General features: G+C 63.6%; 11 protein-coding genes. 3 read left to right on the forward strand and 8 right to left on the reverse strand.

The window, feature by feature from the left end; all coding sequences use genetic code 11:
- Positions 1 to 95 precede the first annotated feature (95 nt).
- From HGSM_RS05305 to mqo, 8 genes are all read right to left on the reverse strand, one after another.
- Positions 96 to 833 carry a response regulator gene (locus HGSM_RS05305; protein WP_019147711.1) on the reverse strand — a complete coding sequence of 246 codons (738 nt, stop codon included), beginning with the start codon at positions 831 to 833 and terminating at the stop codon, positions 96 to 98.
- Positions 834 to 857: 24 nt separating this feature from the next.
- Positions 858 to 3,395: an ATP-binding protein gene (locus HGSM_RS05310; RefSeq protein ID WP_019147712.1), complete on the reverse strand. Its 2,538-nt coding sequence runs from the start codon at positions 3,393 to 3,395 to the stop codon at positions 858 to 860.
- Positions 3,396 to 3,435: 40 nt separating this feature from the next.
- Positions 3,436 to 4,053 (reverse strand): K(+)-transporting ATPase subunit C, encoded by a 618-nt coding sequence (gene kdpC, locus HGSM_RS05315; protein WP_019147713.1) that lies wholly within the window; start codon positions 4,051 to 4,053, stop codon positions 3,436 to 3,438.
- Positions 4,054 to 4,079: 26 nt separating this feature from the next.
- Positions 4,080 to 6,275 (reverse strand): potassium-transporting ATPase subunit KdpB, encoded by a 2,196-nt coding sequence (kdpB, locus tag HGSM_RS05320; protein ID WP_019147714.1) that lies wholly within the window; start codon positions 6,273 to 6,275, stop codon positions 4,080 to 4,082.
- Positions 6,276 to 6,277: 2 nt separating this feature from the next.
- Complete coding sequence (gene kdpA, locus HGSM_RS05325; protein WP_019147715.1) at positions 6,278 to 7,948, reverse strand: potassium-transporting ATPase subunit KdpA; 1,671 nt, start codon at positions 7,946 to 7,948, stop codon at positions 6,278 to 6,280.
- Positions 7,945 to 8,037 (reverse strand): K(+)-transporting ATPase subunit F, encoded by a 93-nt coding sequence (kdpF, locus tag HGSM_RS14075; RefSeq protein WP_019147716.1) that lies wholly within the window; start codon positions 8,035 to 8,037, stop codon positions 7,945 to 7,947. Before kdpF ends, kdpA begins: the two co-directional genes overlap by 4 nt.
- Before the next feature lie 422 nt (positions 8,038 to 8,459).
- Positions 8,460 to 9,455, reverse strand: a complete 996-nt coding sequence (locus HGSM_RS05330; RefSeq protein ID WP_019147717.1) for an aldo/keto reductase — start codon at positions 9,453 to 9,455, stop codon at positions 8,460 to 8,462.
- Positions 9,456 to 9,553: 98 nt separating this feature from the next.
- A complete protein-coding gene (mqo, locus tag HGSM_RS05335; protein WP_019147718.1) occupies positions 9,554 to 11,029 on the reverse strand; it encodes a malate dehydrogenase (quinone) in 1,476 nt (491 codons plus the stop codon).
- A gap of 221 nt (positions 11,030 to 11,250) precedes the next feature.
- On the opposite strand from mqo, the gene HGSM_RS05340 reads away from it, so the two are divergent.
- The 3 genes from HGSM_RS05340 to HGSM_RS05350 are packed head-to-tail and all read left to right on the forward strand — an operon-like array spanning position 11,251 to position 15,112.
- The gene (locus HGSM_RS05340) at positions 11,251 to 13,200 is read left to right on the forward strand and encodes a hypothetical protein (protein ID WP_019147719.1); all 1,950 of its coding nucleotides are present in this window, start codon (positions 11,251 to 11,253) and stop codon (positions 13,198 to 13,200) included.
- The gene (locus HGSM_RS05345; protein WP_019147720.1) at positions 13,197 to 13,892 is read left to right on the forward strand and encodes a metal-dependent transcriptional regulator; all 696 of its coding nucleotides are present in this window, start codon (positions 13,197 to 13,199) and stop codon (positions 13,890 to 13,892) included. The genes HGSM_RS05340 and HGSM_RS05345 overlap by 4 nt, the downstream gene beginning before the upstream one ends.
- Positions 13,889 to 15,112, forward strand: a complete 1,224-nt coding sequence (locus HGSM_RS05350) for an MFS transporter (protein WP_019147721.1) — start codon at positions 13,889 to 13,891, stop codon at positions 15,110 to 15,112. Before HGSM_RS05345 ends, HGSM_RS05350 begins: the two co-directional genes overlap by 4 nt.
- Positions 15,113 to 15,223: the final 111 nt, after the last annotated feature.

Consider the following 15,223-nt stretch of genomic DNA (forward strand, 5'->3'; position numbering starts at 1 on the left):
TGTCATGCCGAGATTGCAGGTGGGGGTCCGAGATTGTAGGGCCGCCGGCATATCTCGGTCCCCGAACTGCAATCTCGCGGTGAGGACTTGATCGTTCAGCTGCCATGAGTGAATCGGTAGCCCATCCCGGCCTCGGTGAGGAGGAAGACGGGATGCGCGGGATCGAGCTCGAGTTTCTTGCGCAGTTGGGACATGTAGAGGCGCAGGTAGCCTGAGTCGGTTGCCCGGTCAGTGCCCCAAATCTCTGAGAGCAAGGTCTGCCGAGTGACCAGGCGCCCCTGGTTTCTGATAAGGATTTCCAGCATCTTCCACTCGGTCGGAGTAAGCCGCACCGTCTGCACGTGCGCGCCGGGTGAGCCGGGTGAGTCTGCCGAGCCGGTTGCGCCAGGCGAGTCCGACCGCGTAATGACCTTGGCCGACAGGTCAACCACGAGGTGCCCGAGATCTAGCACGGGACCGGTGGCAGGAGCGTCTCCGGTAATACGCCGCGAGAGCGCGCGAAGCCGGGCTAGCAGTTCGTCCACGGCAAACGGCTTGGTCACGTAGTCGTCGGCTCCCGCGTCCAATGCCTCAACCTTGTCGGACGAATCCGTGCGGCCGGAGACCACCAAAATGGGGGAGGAAGTCCAGCCGCGAACCGCCGTGATGACCTCGATTCCATCCAACCGGGGCATGCCGAGGTCGATGACGTACAGGTCGGGCTTGTGCTCGATCGCCTTGTTGATCGCCTCTGCGCCATCGCGCGCAAAGATCACGTCATACCCACGCGCTATGAGCGTGATCCGCAGCGCGCGCAGGATCTGAGGGTCATCGTCGGCAATAAGGACTTTCATTGGTCACCTCCCACGGTTTGAGTCTTACAGTAGTTCCCCGGCCCGGCCAGGGCCGGTAGGTGCCGCGTGCAGCGCGAGCACCATCGTAACGCCGCCACCTGGGGTGTCTTCCAGCACCAGCGACCCGCCCATCCCCTCCATGAAGCCGCGCGACAGCGCGAGCCCCAACCCAAGGCCGGTCGTGTTGTCGGTGTCGCCGAGGCGCTGGAACGGGACGAACACGTCGGGCCGCTCCTGGCTCGAAATGCCGGGGCCGTGGTCGATCACCCGGATTTCGACGGTCCCGCGCAACTCGCTTGTGGAGATTCGTACGGGGTAGTCGGCTGGGGAGAACCTATGGGCATTGGCCAGCACGTTCGCCACCGCTCTTTGCAGGAGGCCCTTGTCCGCAATCACCGGTGGGAGCGTCTCCGACAGGTCCAGCGAGACGCTGTCGGGTCCGAGCCGGAGCTCGTCCAACGCCGATACGATCACCTCCTCGCTGTCCACCTGGGACAGCGATACCGCCAGCACGCCAGCCTGCAGCCTCGTTGCATCGAGCAGATTGGTCACCAGGTTGGTGAGGGTCTTGAGTGATTCCTCCGCAGTGGTCAGCAACTCCTCGCGGTCGTCCTCGTCCCACCTCACGTCCTGCGAGCGCAGCGACGTCACCGCGGCCACTGCGGCGGCCAGCGGCCGTCGCAGGTCGTGGCTGACCGCGGACAGCAGCGCGGAGCGGACCTGATCGTTGCGTTCGAGTGGCTCCACAGTCTGGGCCGCCTGCTCGAGTTCCTGGTGTTCGAGGACCGCCTCCAGCTGGACCACCACGGCCGCGAGCATGCGCTGCTGGGACGCGGCGAGTGAGTCGCCCCGCAGGATCAGCTCGGACTCGTCGCCCACGTTGACGCGTTCCACGACAGCACTGAGCGGCTCGCCTGACGGCGTGTGGGAACTGCTTGACGACGATATGGCTGGGGATGACACCACAAGGTGGCCGTTGCGTTCTAGTTCGACTGAGTCGAGGCCAAAGGCCTCGCGCGTTTGGTTGACTAGGGCGGTCAGCGCGTCGTCCCCGCGGAAGACCGAGCCCGCAATGTTTGCGAGTAGTTCGGAATCCTCGCTAGCCCGGCGTGCGGCCTGCAGTCGGCGCGCCGCGAGGTCCACCACGAGCGAGACCAGGAGCGCGTTCACAACGTAGAGGACCAGCGCCATCGCGTGCAGTGGATGGCCGATGGACACCGTATGGATCGGGTCGATGAAGAAGTAGTCCAGCGACAGCCCCGACATGACTGCGGCAAACAGTGCTGGCCAACGCCCTCCGATGAGCGCCACGATGATCACGAGGAGCTGATACGACAGGACATCGCCGATGATCGATTCAGAGCTCCGCAGGGACACGAGCAGCGCGGTGAGTGCAGGACCCATGAGCAGTGCAACCACAAAGCCCCACGCCAGGCGCCGCGGCGTGAGCACCTGACGTCGCCGCCTCCGCGAGGGCTTCATCCCCGCAGCGGCGTGGTTGACGATGTGCACGTCGATCCCGCCGGCAGCCGCGATGATTGCGTGTCCGATGCCTGGCCCGGACACGATTGATTGCAACCGGGTCTTGCGTGTCAGGCCAATGACCAGCTGGGTCGCGTTGATGCCCTGTGCAAACTCCACCAGCGCGGTGGGAATGTCGTTCCCCACAACCTGGTGGTACGTCCCGCCGAGCGTGTCTACGAGCGCCCGCAGTGCCGCGAGTTCGGCGGCGTTTGTCCGTGCCAGACCGTCGTTCTGGTTGACGTGGACTGCATGGAGTTCTCCTCCCGCCGAGCGGGCGGCGATGCGGGCGCCTCGGCGCAGCAGGGTCTCACCCTCGGGGCCGCCGGTAAGTGCGACGACCACGCGCTCGCGGGCCTCCCAGCGTCCCTCGATCGAGTGCGCGTGGCGGTAGTCGTTGAGCGCAGAGTCCACCTCGTCCGCGAGCCACAGGAGCGCGAGTTCGCGGAGCGCGGTGAGGTTTCCCAGTCTGAAATAGTTGGACAGCGCTGCGTCGATGCGTTCTGCGGGGTAGACGTTTCCCTCGGCCAACCGGTCACGTAGAGCGGCCGGGGCCAGGTCCACGAGCTCGATCTGGTTAGCTGCGCGCAACACGGAGTCGGGGACCGTCTCTTGCTGGACGATTCCCGTGATCTCCTCGACCACGTCGTTGAGCGAGGCCACGTGCTGTACGTTGACCGTGGTCAGCACGTTGATTCCAGCCTCGAGGAGAACGTCGATGTCCTGCCACCTCTTGGGGTTGGCGGAGCCCCTTGCGTTGGTGTGGGCCAACTCGTCCACTACAGCGTAGGTGGGCGCACGCTCGATTACCGCGTCAACGTTGAGTTCCTCAAGTGTCAGTCCGGAGTGATCTTTTTGGATGCGTGCGATGACCTCGAGGCCCTCCACGAGTGCCGCGGTTGCGGGTCGACCGTGGCTCTCCACGAGGGCAACGACCACATCATTGCCCTCGTCCTTGAGTCGCTGTGCTTCCTCCAACATTGCAAATGTCTTGCCCACGCCTGGAGCGGCGCCTAGGAAGACCCTGAGTCGGCCCTTCATCTGTCATCCTGTCCGAGTACAGTCACTGTGTGATTTGATCCTAGTTTGCGGATGCCGCGTTTAGTTCATCCAGGTGCAGGTTGAGAAGCACCACGTTGACGAGTGGTTCTTCCGAGCGCCAGGGCATGGCGTCGACTTCTGCCTTGAGCACCTCAGCCTCAATCTCGGCGGTGGTCAGGCCGCGGGCCTTTGCCACGCGCTCAACCTGAATCGAGGCGTACTGGGACGAGATCAGCGGGTCCAGCCCCGATCCCGAGGCCGTCACCGCATCGGCCGGCACGCGAGACTCGGGGACCGTGTTGAACGTGGCCACTTCGGCGCGGCGCTGCGCAATCTGCTTGAGCAGCACCGGGGAGTTGGGGCCGAGGTTGGAGCCGCCCGAGCTCATGGCGTCGTACCCGTTCCCTGCGGCAGAGGGCCGTGGCTGGAAATATTTGGCTATTGGCTTTCCCTGGGCATCACTGAACGACTGGCCGATGAGGGTTGACCCGCGCACGTCGCCCTCGGAATCGGTCACCAGTGAGCCGGTGGCCTGGTCGGGGAAAATCCGCGCAGCGCCCATGATGGCAAACGGATACGCCACACCGAGAAGAACTGTAAACGCGATCATCGCCCGCAGCGCCACCCCAAGGTAGCCGAACGATTTGGACTGAAGCATGTGTTCCTCCAAGAAACCAGGATGGCCTAGAAGCCAGGGATGAGGGAGATCAGCAGGTCGATCAGCTTGATGCCTAGGAAGGGCGCGATCAGGCCGCCGAGACCGTAGATCAGCAGGTTGTGGGACAGGATCTTGCTCGCGGTGCGTGGCTTGTAGGGGACGCCTCGCAGCGCCACGGGGATCAGTGCGATGATGATGATGGCGTTGAAGATCACCGCGGACAGCACGGCGGAAGCAGGGGAGTGCAGGTGCATGATGTTGAGCGCCTCAAGCCCTGGGAACACGCCCACGAACATCGCGGGGATGATTGCAAAGTACTTGGCCACGTCGTTCGCAATGGAGAACGTGGTCAGCGAACCGCGCGTGATGAGCAGTTGCTTTCCAATGCGGATGACGTCCAAGAGCTTGGTGGGGTCGGAGTCAAGGTCCACCATGTTGCCGGCCTCCTTGGCCGCGGACGTCCCCGAGTTCATAGCGACTCCCACGTCGGCCTGGGCCAGTGCGGGGGCGTCGTTCGTGCCATCGCCGGTCATCGCAACGAGCTTGCCACTGGCCTGCTCCTTCTTGATGAACTCGAACTTGTCCTCGGGGGTTGCCTCGGCAAGGTAATCGTCCACGCCTGCCTCGCGAGCAATAGCCGATGCGGTGAGCCTGTTGTCGCCCGTGACCATGATTGTGCGAATGCCCATCGACCTCAACTCGGCGAACCTATCGCGCAGGCCCTCCTTCACTATGTCCTTGAGGTGGATCGTGCCGAGCGCCCGGGCCACGCCCGTGGCCGAGACCTCCGCGACCACGAGAGGTGTGCCGCCGAGCCCCGCGATCCTGTCCACCTCGGTGGTCAGCGCCTTGCGGGTTGCATCGGAACCCAGCCACCCATTCTCGCCCAGCCACGCCAAAACCGAACTCGACGCACCCTTACGCAGCCGACCGCCGTCCGGGTAGTCCATGCCCGACATTCGGGTCTGGGCCGAGAACGGAACAATCCACTCAGGCCGAGGAGCCACGTCGGACTGGAAGTCCGGCAGCAAGTCCAGAATGGACTTGCCCTCAGGTGTTGGATCTGCCAAGGAGGAGGCCACGCAAGCGCGAGCAAGATCGTCGTAAAGCACTCCAGGCATGGGCGTAATCTCGTGGGCGCGGCGGTTACCGTACGTGATGGTGCCTGTCTTATCCAGGATGATCGTGGTGATATCGCCGGCGGCCTCGACCGCGCGGCCGGATTTGGCCAGCACGTTGTGCTGGACCAGCCGGTCCATGCCCGCGATGCCGATCGCGGACAGCAGAGCACCGATCGTGGTGGGGATCAGGCAGACCAGAAGGGCCACCAGAACAGCCAAGGACACGGTTCCGCCCGACCATGACGCGATTGGGTTGATCGTGAGAACCACGGTGACAAAGATGAGGGACAAGCTCGCCAACAGGATGGAGAGCGCGATCTCGTTGGGGGTGCGCTGGCGGTTTGCCCCCTCGACGAGCTTGATCATTTTGTCCACAAACGTCTGCCCGGGCTGGGCCGTGATCTCCACGATGAGGCGGTCGGACAGGACACGTGTACCGCCAGTCACGGCGGAGTGGTCGGTCCCGGCCTCGCGGACAACGGGAGCGGACTCCCCGGTGATCGCGGACTCGTCCACCGAGGCCAGACCCCACCGGATCTCGCCGTCGCCGGGGACGATCTCACCGGCCCGCACCTCCACAAAGTCGCCCACGCGCAGATCTGCGGACGCCTCCATGGTTACGTGTAGGTGTTCGGGGACCGCGAGGCCCGGCGTGTAGGTGCGGGTCTCGCTGATCAGACGGGCCGGAGTAGTGGTGCGGGTCTTGCGCAGGGTCTGGGCCTGCGCCTTGCCTCGCCCCTCCGCGAGCGCCTCCGAGAAGTTAGCAAAGTACACGGTCAACCACAGCCAGATAGAAATGACCAGCGAGAACGCGAGCGGAATGGGTGATCCGCCAGAGTCCTGGGCGGACCCCTTGGACAGCTCGACGATGGCCAGAAGGGTGGTCAGCACCGCGCCGATCTCGACCACGAACATGACGGGGTTCTTCCACATCACGCGGGGGTCGAACTTGCGCAGGGCGTCCTTGGCGCCGGTCTTCAGGGTGTCGGACGCAAAGAGGTTGCTTGCACCCGTGGCCGATGTGGCCGATGTGGCCGAGGCGGCTGCTGCCGCAGTGGCAGCCGACGATTCAGACGTGGATGGAGTAGCTGATGTGGACATGGCTAGTGCATTCCTTCTGCCAACGGGCCAAGGGTGAGGGCGGGGAAGTAGGTGAGAGCGGAGACTAGGATGGCCACGCTCATGAGCATTCCGGCGTACAGTGGGCTGGTGGTGGGTAGCGTTCCCGACGTTGAAGGCACGCGTGTCTGCGCGGACAGTGATCCCGCGAGCGCGAGTGCGAGCACGATCGGAATGAACCTGCCGAGGATCATGACAACCCCGAGGCTCGCGTTGAGCCACGGCGTGTTGCCCGTGAGACCGGCGAACGCGGAGCCATTGTTGTTGGCCGCCGAGGTGAACGCGTACAGCACCTCGGACAGGCCGTGCGGGCCGGTGTTGAGGATGGACGTCCCGGTTACTGATTCGCGGGCCCAGGGCAGGGCAAAGGACAGGGCCGTTCCGGCGAGCACGAGTGTGGGCGTGACCAGCACGTAGAGGCTTGCGAGCTTCATCTGCAGGGGGCCGATCTTCTTACCCAGGTACTCGGGGGTTCGCCCCACGAGCAGTCCGGCGATGAACACGGTGATCACGGCCAGGATCAGTAGGCCGTACAGACCTGTGCCCACTCCGCCGGGCGAGATCTCGCCCAACATCATGTTGATCATCGCCATGAGTCCGCCCTGCGGAGTCATGGAATCGTGCATCATGTTGACCGCACCCGTTGAGGTCGAGGTGGACGCGGTGCCGAACAGCGTGGAGCCGAGCACCCCAAAGGCGAGTTCCTTGCCCTCGAGTGCGGTCCCGGCGAGCTGGGTTGCCGCCCCTGCCCCGCGCATTTCAAACCACGACATGAGAGCGAGCGAGCCGGCGAACAGTGTGCCCATGACGCCGAGGATGGTGTAGCCCTGCTTGTGGTTGCCAACCATCCAGCCGAAGGTACGGGGGAGGGAAAACGGGATCAGGAGCATGAGGAAGACTTCAAAGATGTTGGTCCACGCGTTGGGGTTTTCAAACGGGTGGGCGGAGTTTGCGTTGAAGAATCCGCCGCCGTTGGTGCCCAGGAGCTTGATTGCTTCCTGGCTTGCCACTGGTCCGCCGGGGATGGACTGTGTGCCACCAGCGATGGTGGTGACGTCAGTGTGCCCCACGAGGTTCTGGATGACTCCGCCGGCAAGCAGGACGAGCGCGCTCACCACGGCCAGTGGCAGCAGGATGCGGAAGATCGCACGGGTGGCGTCCACCCAGAAGTTTCCTATCGTGCCCCGCTTGACGTACGCGAACCCGCGCACCAGAGCGATTGCCACGGCGAGGCCCGTTGCCCCCGACACAAAGTTCTGGACCGTGAGACCAAACATTTGGACGCTGTGCCCGAGGGTCTGCTCGGGCGAGTAGTTCTGCCAGTTGGTGTTGGTAGCAAAGGACGCGGCCGTGTTGAAGGCGAGGAACGGTTCCACGCCCTTGTGGCCACCCGCAAAGGGCAGGAATGCCTGCAGCCGCTGGATGAGGTAGAGCAGCACGAGGCCGACTACCGAGAACGCCAGCACCGAGCGCGCGTAGGACTGCCAGGTTTGGGCGGAGCGCGGATCGACCCGTAGCCACCGGTACAGCCAGCGCTCCGGGGCGATGTCGCGTTCCGTCGCAAACGTCCGGCCCATGTAGTCGCCGAGCGGCTTGTAGCAGGCGCCCAGGGCAGCGATCAGGAGGATGAACTGGATAACAAAGAGGGTGTTCACGAGAATCGCTCCGGCTTCACCAGTGCGTACACGAGATACACGAGTGCCCCGGCGCCCATCACGAGCGCGAGCACATTCAAAAAGATCACAGCTTCTCACATCCCTTGAGTACGAGGTGCACCACAAGGAAGGTCAGCAGCGCGAGGCCAACAGCCAGGCCGTCAAGCATGATCAGCTCCTAAGACGCAGTACGTGCCCGCATCTGCGGACATTCCATCTCACAACGCCGTGGTCCGGAACTGTTAGCGTCCTAACGCTTTCCATACGGCCCTATGGGGCCGCACATACAGAATCCAGACGGCTCCTTGGGAGCCGCCTGGATTGAGTAGGGTTCACGCCGAGATCCTAGTTGTGGCGGTGAGTCCCTGGCTGTGTGCGAGGAACTCACCGTTGTATCTAGGATCTCGGCGTTTGATTATCGACGATAGAGCCGGTCCCAGCACCTTTTCCCTACCCGAGTGGGCTGGTTGGTGAGGGTTCTACGGGACGGGAGTCGATCGTCGTGAAGCGGTTACCAGCGCCCGTGGACGTGTGCCTTAATGGAATCCGCGTAGAGCGCGTTCACGCGCTCCGCGGCCTGTGCGGACAGCGCGGGCTGGGTGCCCGCGGCCGCGTTGGCCGCTGCCTGCTCGGCGTTGCGGGCGCCCGGGATGACGGTGGTGACGCCTGGCTGGTCGATGATCCAACGCAGGGCGCGCTGGGCAGGGGTAGCTCCCGTGCCCTCGTCCGCGACGATCTGGGAGAACTCGGCCGCAGCCTCGACGCCCTCCTCGAACGGAACTCCGGCAAACGTCTCGCCCACGTCAAACGACTCACCGTGACGGTTGAAGGTGCGGTGGTCGTCGGCCGCGAACGTTGTGTCCTTGGTGTACCGGCCGGACAGGAGGCCGGAGGCGAGTGGAACACGCGCGATTACGGCCACGCCGGCCTCGCGAGCAGCCGGGAGGAACTCCTCCAGTGGCTTCTGGCGGAAGGCGTTCAGGATGATCTGAACCGAGGCGACGCCCGGGTGGGAGATGGCCTCGAGGCCCTCGGCCACTGGTTCCACGGACACGCCGTAGGCGGCAATGCGCTTCTCCTGGACGAGAGTGTCCAGGGTGTCATAGGTGGCGGAGTCGAAGTACACGGAGGTGGGTGGGCAGTGGAGTTGGACCAGGTCCAGGGTGTCCACGCCCAGGTTTTCGCGGGAGCGGTCCGTCCACGCGCGGTAGTTGTCGAGCGTGAACTGCGCGGCCTCAAACGGGTTGGCGCGGCGGCCCATCTTGGTGAACACTGTGATGTTCTTGTCGCTGTGCTCGCGCAGCAGTGCGCCAACGAGCTTTTCGGAGCGGCCGTCGCCATAGACGTCCGCGGTGTCAAAGAAGGTGACCCCGGCCTCAAGTGCGGAGTGCAGGACGGTCATTGCGTCGGATTCGGAGACCGAACCCCAGTCCGCGCCGAGCTGCCAGCAACCCTGCCCCACAACGGACAGGTCAAAGGGGAGTCGAGATGATGTGCGAGTTTCCATGCGGCCAGTCTAAGCAGGCCGCAAGGAAAATATGTGAGGCTCGTTGAACTAATTCCGTGGAAGGTAGTTCAACGAGCCTCACCGTGACGTTTTATGCGTCAGAACTCTTCGCGCGTTTTGGGGGCGCTTGCCACCAGGTCCGGGGTGCCGAGCGACGGCATCATCCGGTTGAGGTCGTTCTCCCAGAGCAGGAACTCGTCCGGGAAGCACTTCTCCAAGAGCGAGACCATGGCGGCCACCGCGGTTGATGCGCCGGGGGAGGCGCCCAGTAGACCCGCGATCGTGCCGTCGGCGGAGGACACGAGCTCGGTTCCGAACTCAAGCATGCCGCCACGTGAGCCCGGCTTGGTCTTCATGACCTGGACGCGCTGACCGGCGGTGATGAACTCCCAGTCCTTAGGGTCAGCCGTGGGCATGAACTCTTTGAGGGAGCGGAACTTGCGCAGGTCCGACTTGGTGACCTCCGTGATGAGGTAGCGGGTCAGGTCCCAGTTGTCCTTGGCCACGGAAAGCATGGTCAGGATGTTGTTTGGCTTGATGGTGCCAAACAGGTCGAGCAGGGATCCGGACTTCAGGAACTTGGTGGAGAACCCGGCGTAGGGGCCGAACAGGAGCGAAGTCTCGCCATCAACCACGCGCGTGTCGAGGTGAGGAACGGACATCGGAGGCGAACCAACCGAGGCCTTTCCGTACACCTTGGCGTTGTGCTGAGCCACGATCTCGGGGTTGGTGGTGCGCATGAACTGGCCCGAGATGGGGAATCCGCCATAGCCCTTGATCTCTGGGATGCCGGACTTCTGCAGGAGAGGCAGTGCGCCGCCGCCCGCGCCCACAAACACAAAGCGGGCCGAAACCTTCTCAGCCTTTCGAGGAGCGTTCCAGCGCTTGTCGCGCACGGTCACGTTCCAGATCCCGTCCTTGCGCTGTTTCAGGTTAGAAACTTGGCGCCCGGTCAGGATGTCAACGCCCGAGTCCTTGAGGTGTGAGGCGAGGTTGACGGTGAGTCGCCCAAAGTTAACGTCGGTTCCACCAGCCGCGCGGGTTGCTGCGATGGGTTCATCGCCAAAGCGCTCCTGGGTGAGGAGCGGAGCCCACTTGCTGATGACCTCCGGGTTGGAGGAGAACTCGAGGTTTTCAAAGCGTGAATTTGCGCGGAGCTTTTCCCACCGACGGCGAAGGTAATCGACGTTCTCTTCCCCGGACACAAAGGTCATGTGAGGGGTTTCGGAGAGGAAGGTGCCCTCGGCATCGAGGTTGCCCTGCGCGACCAGGTGGTCCCAGAACTCGCGGGAGAGCTGGTACTGGTCGTTGATGGAAACGGCCTTGGCGATGTTGATCGAACCATCAGCCATTTCCGGGGTGTAGTTGAGTTCGCAGAGGGCCGCGTGTCCGGTCCCTGCGTTGTTCCATGGGTTCGAGCTCTCCAGAGCTACATCGCTCAGTCGCTCGTACAGACGGATCTTCCAGTTTGGCTCCAACTGATGCAGAAGGGCACCGAGGGTAACGCTCATGATGCCGCCGCCGATCAGTACGACGTCGAAGTCTGGTTCACCTGTTGTTTTTGCGTATGCCACGGGATTGATGATAATCCCGCGTCAGCGAGCGAGATTGCCAAGGTGATTTTTTTCACTTGGCTGTGACCGAGGTCCCTTGCGGTTTACAGGAAATGAGGCTAACGCCACATTTTTGTCCAGGGAGTTCGGTGCGTCCTGAAGTGCGGGCGGTTCCCCGGGCGAAGGCCACAAAAGTGAGAGACTAGAGGCCAGAACCTCCCCATCAAGGAACCTTCCGCGCGATGTCACAACAGAGCACACCATCCCCACACGCTGGCGCACCCGTATCACTGCTTGACCGGATCGGGCTGACTGCTGCGCGCCGGAATGCCCTCTCGGAGCGCCTGCGCGAGGGCTGGGCGAGGCTGAGCCGATGGGCACGATTCCCCGGAGACAAAACTGCGCCTCCTCGAGTGGTGCGCTACATGCTCGTTCTCCTTGGGGTGTTGCTTGGTTCCGCAATCTTTGGGGTGGTGACGGCGCGGGCGGACTCCAACTTTGGGCCGCACAACGCCCACTACGAGGTCACGGTTGATTCCACGTTCACGCTAGACGTTGGGCCGCTTGGCTCGCTGGAGTTGGACTCCACGCTTCCCGCGTTCCTGGGGGCGCGGGCAACACTGGGGGAGATCCCAGCAAACCTGACTGCGCTAGACGCGAGTGAGACGTTGGGTGCCCTACAGCAGGACCTCAGCATGTACCTCCAGTTCTTTGCAGCGCCACAGGAGACGCTCAACCTCGCCGCCGAGCTGCTCGTTGCAAACGCGATTCAGCGCGCACTGCTTTGTGCGGCGGTGGTTGGCTTAACCATTGCGGGAGGTGCTTGGCTCGTTGGCTACACGCGGCGGAGGGAACTGGCCTACAGGCTGTCACGCAAGACGTGGACCGCGGTTGCCGCCTACCTAGTTTTGGGTGCCACCGTCATGACGATCACGGTGACGCAGTCCCGCCAACGCACGGAGGCCGAGCCGGGTCGAACCACTGCGGTGCTTGCTGGGACGCCGCTGGAGGATGCTCGGATCACGGGTCGCCTGGCAGGTGTCATTGACACGTACGGCAGCGAGCTCATCGGTGTGTACGAGAAGAACCAGAACTTCTACGCCGGTGCGGATGCGGCACTGCGGGACGCGTTTGCGGCGCGGAAGCAAATCACCGAGGCCGGAGATGAGAAGTCCATTCCGTTCCGCGCCCAGGCCAGCACTGTCTTGCAGGCGGCGCAGGAGAATCAGACCCCGGAGGAGGACCTCATCACCATCCTGCAGGTCTCTGACCTGCACTGTAACGTGGGCATGGCTCCCTTGATCAAGAGCGCTGCCCAGGAGGTTGGTGCCAAGATCGTGGTAAACACCGGGGACACCACGATCAACGGGACCGATATTGAGCGGTTCTGCGTGCAGTCCTTTGCCAAGGCTCTGCCACATGGCGCGGTGATGGTTCAGTCCGACGGGAACCACGATTCGTCCCTCACGTCCAAGCAGGCGCGCGACGCCGGGGTAGTGGTGCTGGACGGCAAGGTCGTGGAGGTCGCGGGCGTTCGATTCCTTGGGGACTCGGACCCCCGCGCGACCCGCATCGGCCAGGGATCCACTCTGGTGGGCGAGGAAAACTACGCGGACAGGGGCGCCCGGCTCGCGTCCGTGGCGTGTGAGCCCGGCGCAGACGCAGACATTCTGGCCATCCATACGCCTGCTGTGGGTACGCCCGTCATGGCATCCGGATGTGTCCCCGTCCAGTTGTCCGGGCACTTCCACAAGCGTATCGGGCCCCTCTATGAGGGGGAGGGCGTGAGGTACGTGAACTCGTCCTCAGCTGGCGCAATCGAGGGCAACGTGACGATCGGCCCACTCAAGGGAACAGCCGAGATGACCGTGTTCCGATTTGACCCGGGGACTCGCCGGATCGTGGACTTGCAGATCATCGCGATCACCCCGCAGGGCACCGCAACCGTGGGTGCGCGCACGCGATTCCCCGCACCCGAGGATGGCAACCGGGTGATCTACGAGGGGCCAGACGCCAGCCGCACGCTCATGACCCGCCCCTCGAGCGAGCAACCGCGCGACGAGCCAACCAACGAGCCGACCGACGAACAATCGGGAACGCCCACCCCGGACCCGAGCAGCAGCCAGACCACGGATAATGAATCGAGCGCTGACAACAGCGCGAAGACCAAGGATCACAAGGGAGATCTGTGAGCACCCCGCAACTGACAGCAGTAGCCGAGGACTACATCAAGGTGGTCTGGAGCCTCCAGGAGTGGTCCAACGAACCCGTCACCACCAAGGACCTCGCCGAGCGCTTGGGCGTGGGCACGTCCACGGTGTCTGAAACCGTGCGCAGGCTCGTGAGCCAGGGACTCCTCGACCATCCCCGATACGGGGCGATCTCGCTCACGGAGGAGGGAAGGCGCTGCGCGCTCGGCATGGTTCGTCGCCATCGCCTGCTCGAGACCTTCCTAGTGAACGAACTTGGGTACACGTGGGACGAAGTGCATGACGAGGCAGAGGTCCTCGAGCATGCCGTCTCCGATCTTCTGGTCGACCGCATCGACGCGCGCCTAGGCCACCCCACGAGGGACCCGCACGGAGACCCGATTCCGGCAAGGGACCTCTCCCTAGATTCGCCGGACGCATACACGCTCGCCGTCATGGAGGAGGGGACCACCGGGACGGTCAGCCGAATCTCGGACGAAGACCCTCAGGTTCTGAGGTACTTTGCCGACCTGGAGTTTGGCCTCGACGCTCACGTGCACATTGTTAAGCGCAATGACGCCGTGGGCGTTATCGAACTCGAATGGTCGCCCGTCCACCAGCCCCAAGAAACTCGAACCCTGACGCTCGGCATGCTCGCCGCAGACGCAGTGTGGATTGTAGCTACCAACAAGTGACACAAGCAGGCTCACCAGCCCAAACACCCCCACGTAAGCAGAACCTAGCACTCGCCGCGCTCGCACTCGGCGGATTTACCATCGGCACCACAGAGTTCGCCACGATGGGCATCCTGACCAACATTGCGGACGGCCTCGGTGTCTCCATTCCCACCGCCGGCCACGCGATCACCGCGTACGCCCTCGGTGTGGTGGTAGGAGCGCCAGTCATCGCGGTCCTCACCGCGCGCATGTCCCGGAGCACCCTCGTGGCGTGGCTTATGGGTGCCTACGCCGTAGCCAACCTGATGTCTGCGCTCGCGCCCAGCATGGAGGTCCTCATCCTCGGGCGTTTCATCGCCGGACTGCCGCATGGCGTGTTCTTTGGCGTTGGCGCAGTCGTTGGCACCGCTGTGGTGGGCCAGGCCAAGCGTGGCCACGCCATCTCGATGATGCTCGGCGGTTTGACCATTGCAAACGTGGTGGGCGTGCCGCTGTCCTCCTGGGTGGGAACCCACCTTGGCTGGCAAGCAGCCTTTGTGATCGTGGGCGTGCTCGGGTTTGTGGCGCTTACGGCCTTGATCGCCCTGCTGCCCAAGGTGGCTCCAGAGCCGGGCGCGAACCCGCGCTCGGAGCTTGCCGCTCTGAAGAACGGCCGGCTGTGGGCAATGTTCCTCGCCGCGGCGATCGGGTTTGGCGGCATGTTTGCGGTGTACTCATACGTCAAGCCGCTCGTGATGTTTGAGGCTGGCATGGCGGAGTCCTCGGTGCCGTTCGTTCTTGCCCTGTTTGGTCTTGGCATGACCGCCGGGACGTTCTTTGCCGGCCGGCTCATGGATATCAACGTGGTCCGCACCGTGATCACGGGCTTCATCACCACCTCGGTCTCGCTCGTGTTCCTCGGCGTGGTTGGATCGAACATTCCGCTGATCCTGTGCGCACTGTTTGCCATCGGCTTCACCTCCCAGCTCCTCGCGCTACCGCTCCAGGGTCTCCTCATGGACCTGAGCCCCAAGGCGCCGTCGCTCGGCGCGGCTCTCTGCCACTCTGCGCTCAACACCGCCAACGCGAACGGTGCGTTCCTCGGCGGCTTGTTCATCGCGTGGGAGTTTGGCTACCGCTCGCTCGCGTGGCTGGGGCTCGGGCTCACGGTCCTCGGCTTTGTCCTCGTACTAGCTTTCCTCCCAAGGAAGAAGCCGCGGGACCTCGAGGCACTCATTGAATCGGCACCGACCGAGTAGCCATGGCTCCGGGGTGGACTCCATGATCCGGGATCTTGACTTTGAGACGCACAATTTGGCGGCCCATCAGGTAGTGTCCAGAAAAAGCACATAATGTGTGCAGGCGGGGAC

This window comes from Timonella senegalensis JC301, assembly GCF_000312125.1.
In the GTDB taxonomy this organism is placed as follows: domain Bacteria; phylum Actinomycetota; class Actinomycetes; order Actinomycetales; family Cellulomonadaceae; genus Timonella; species Timonella senegalensis.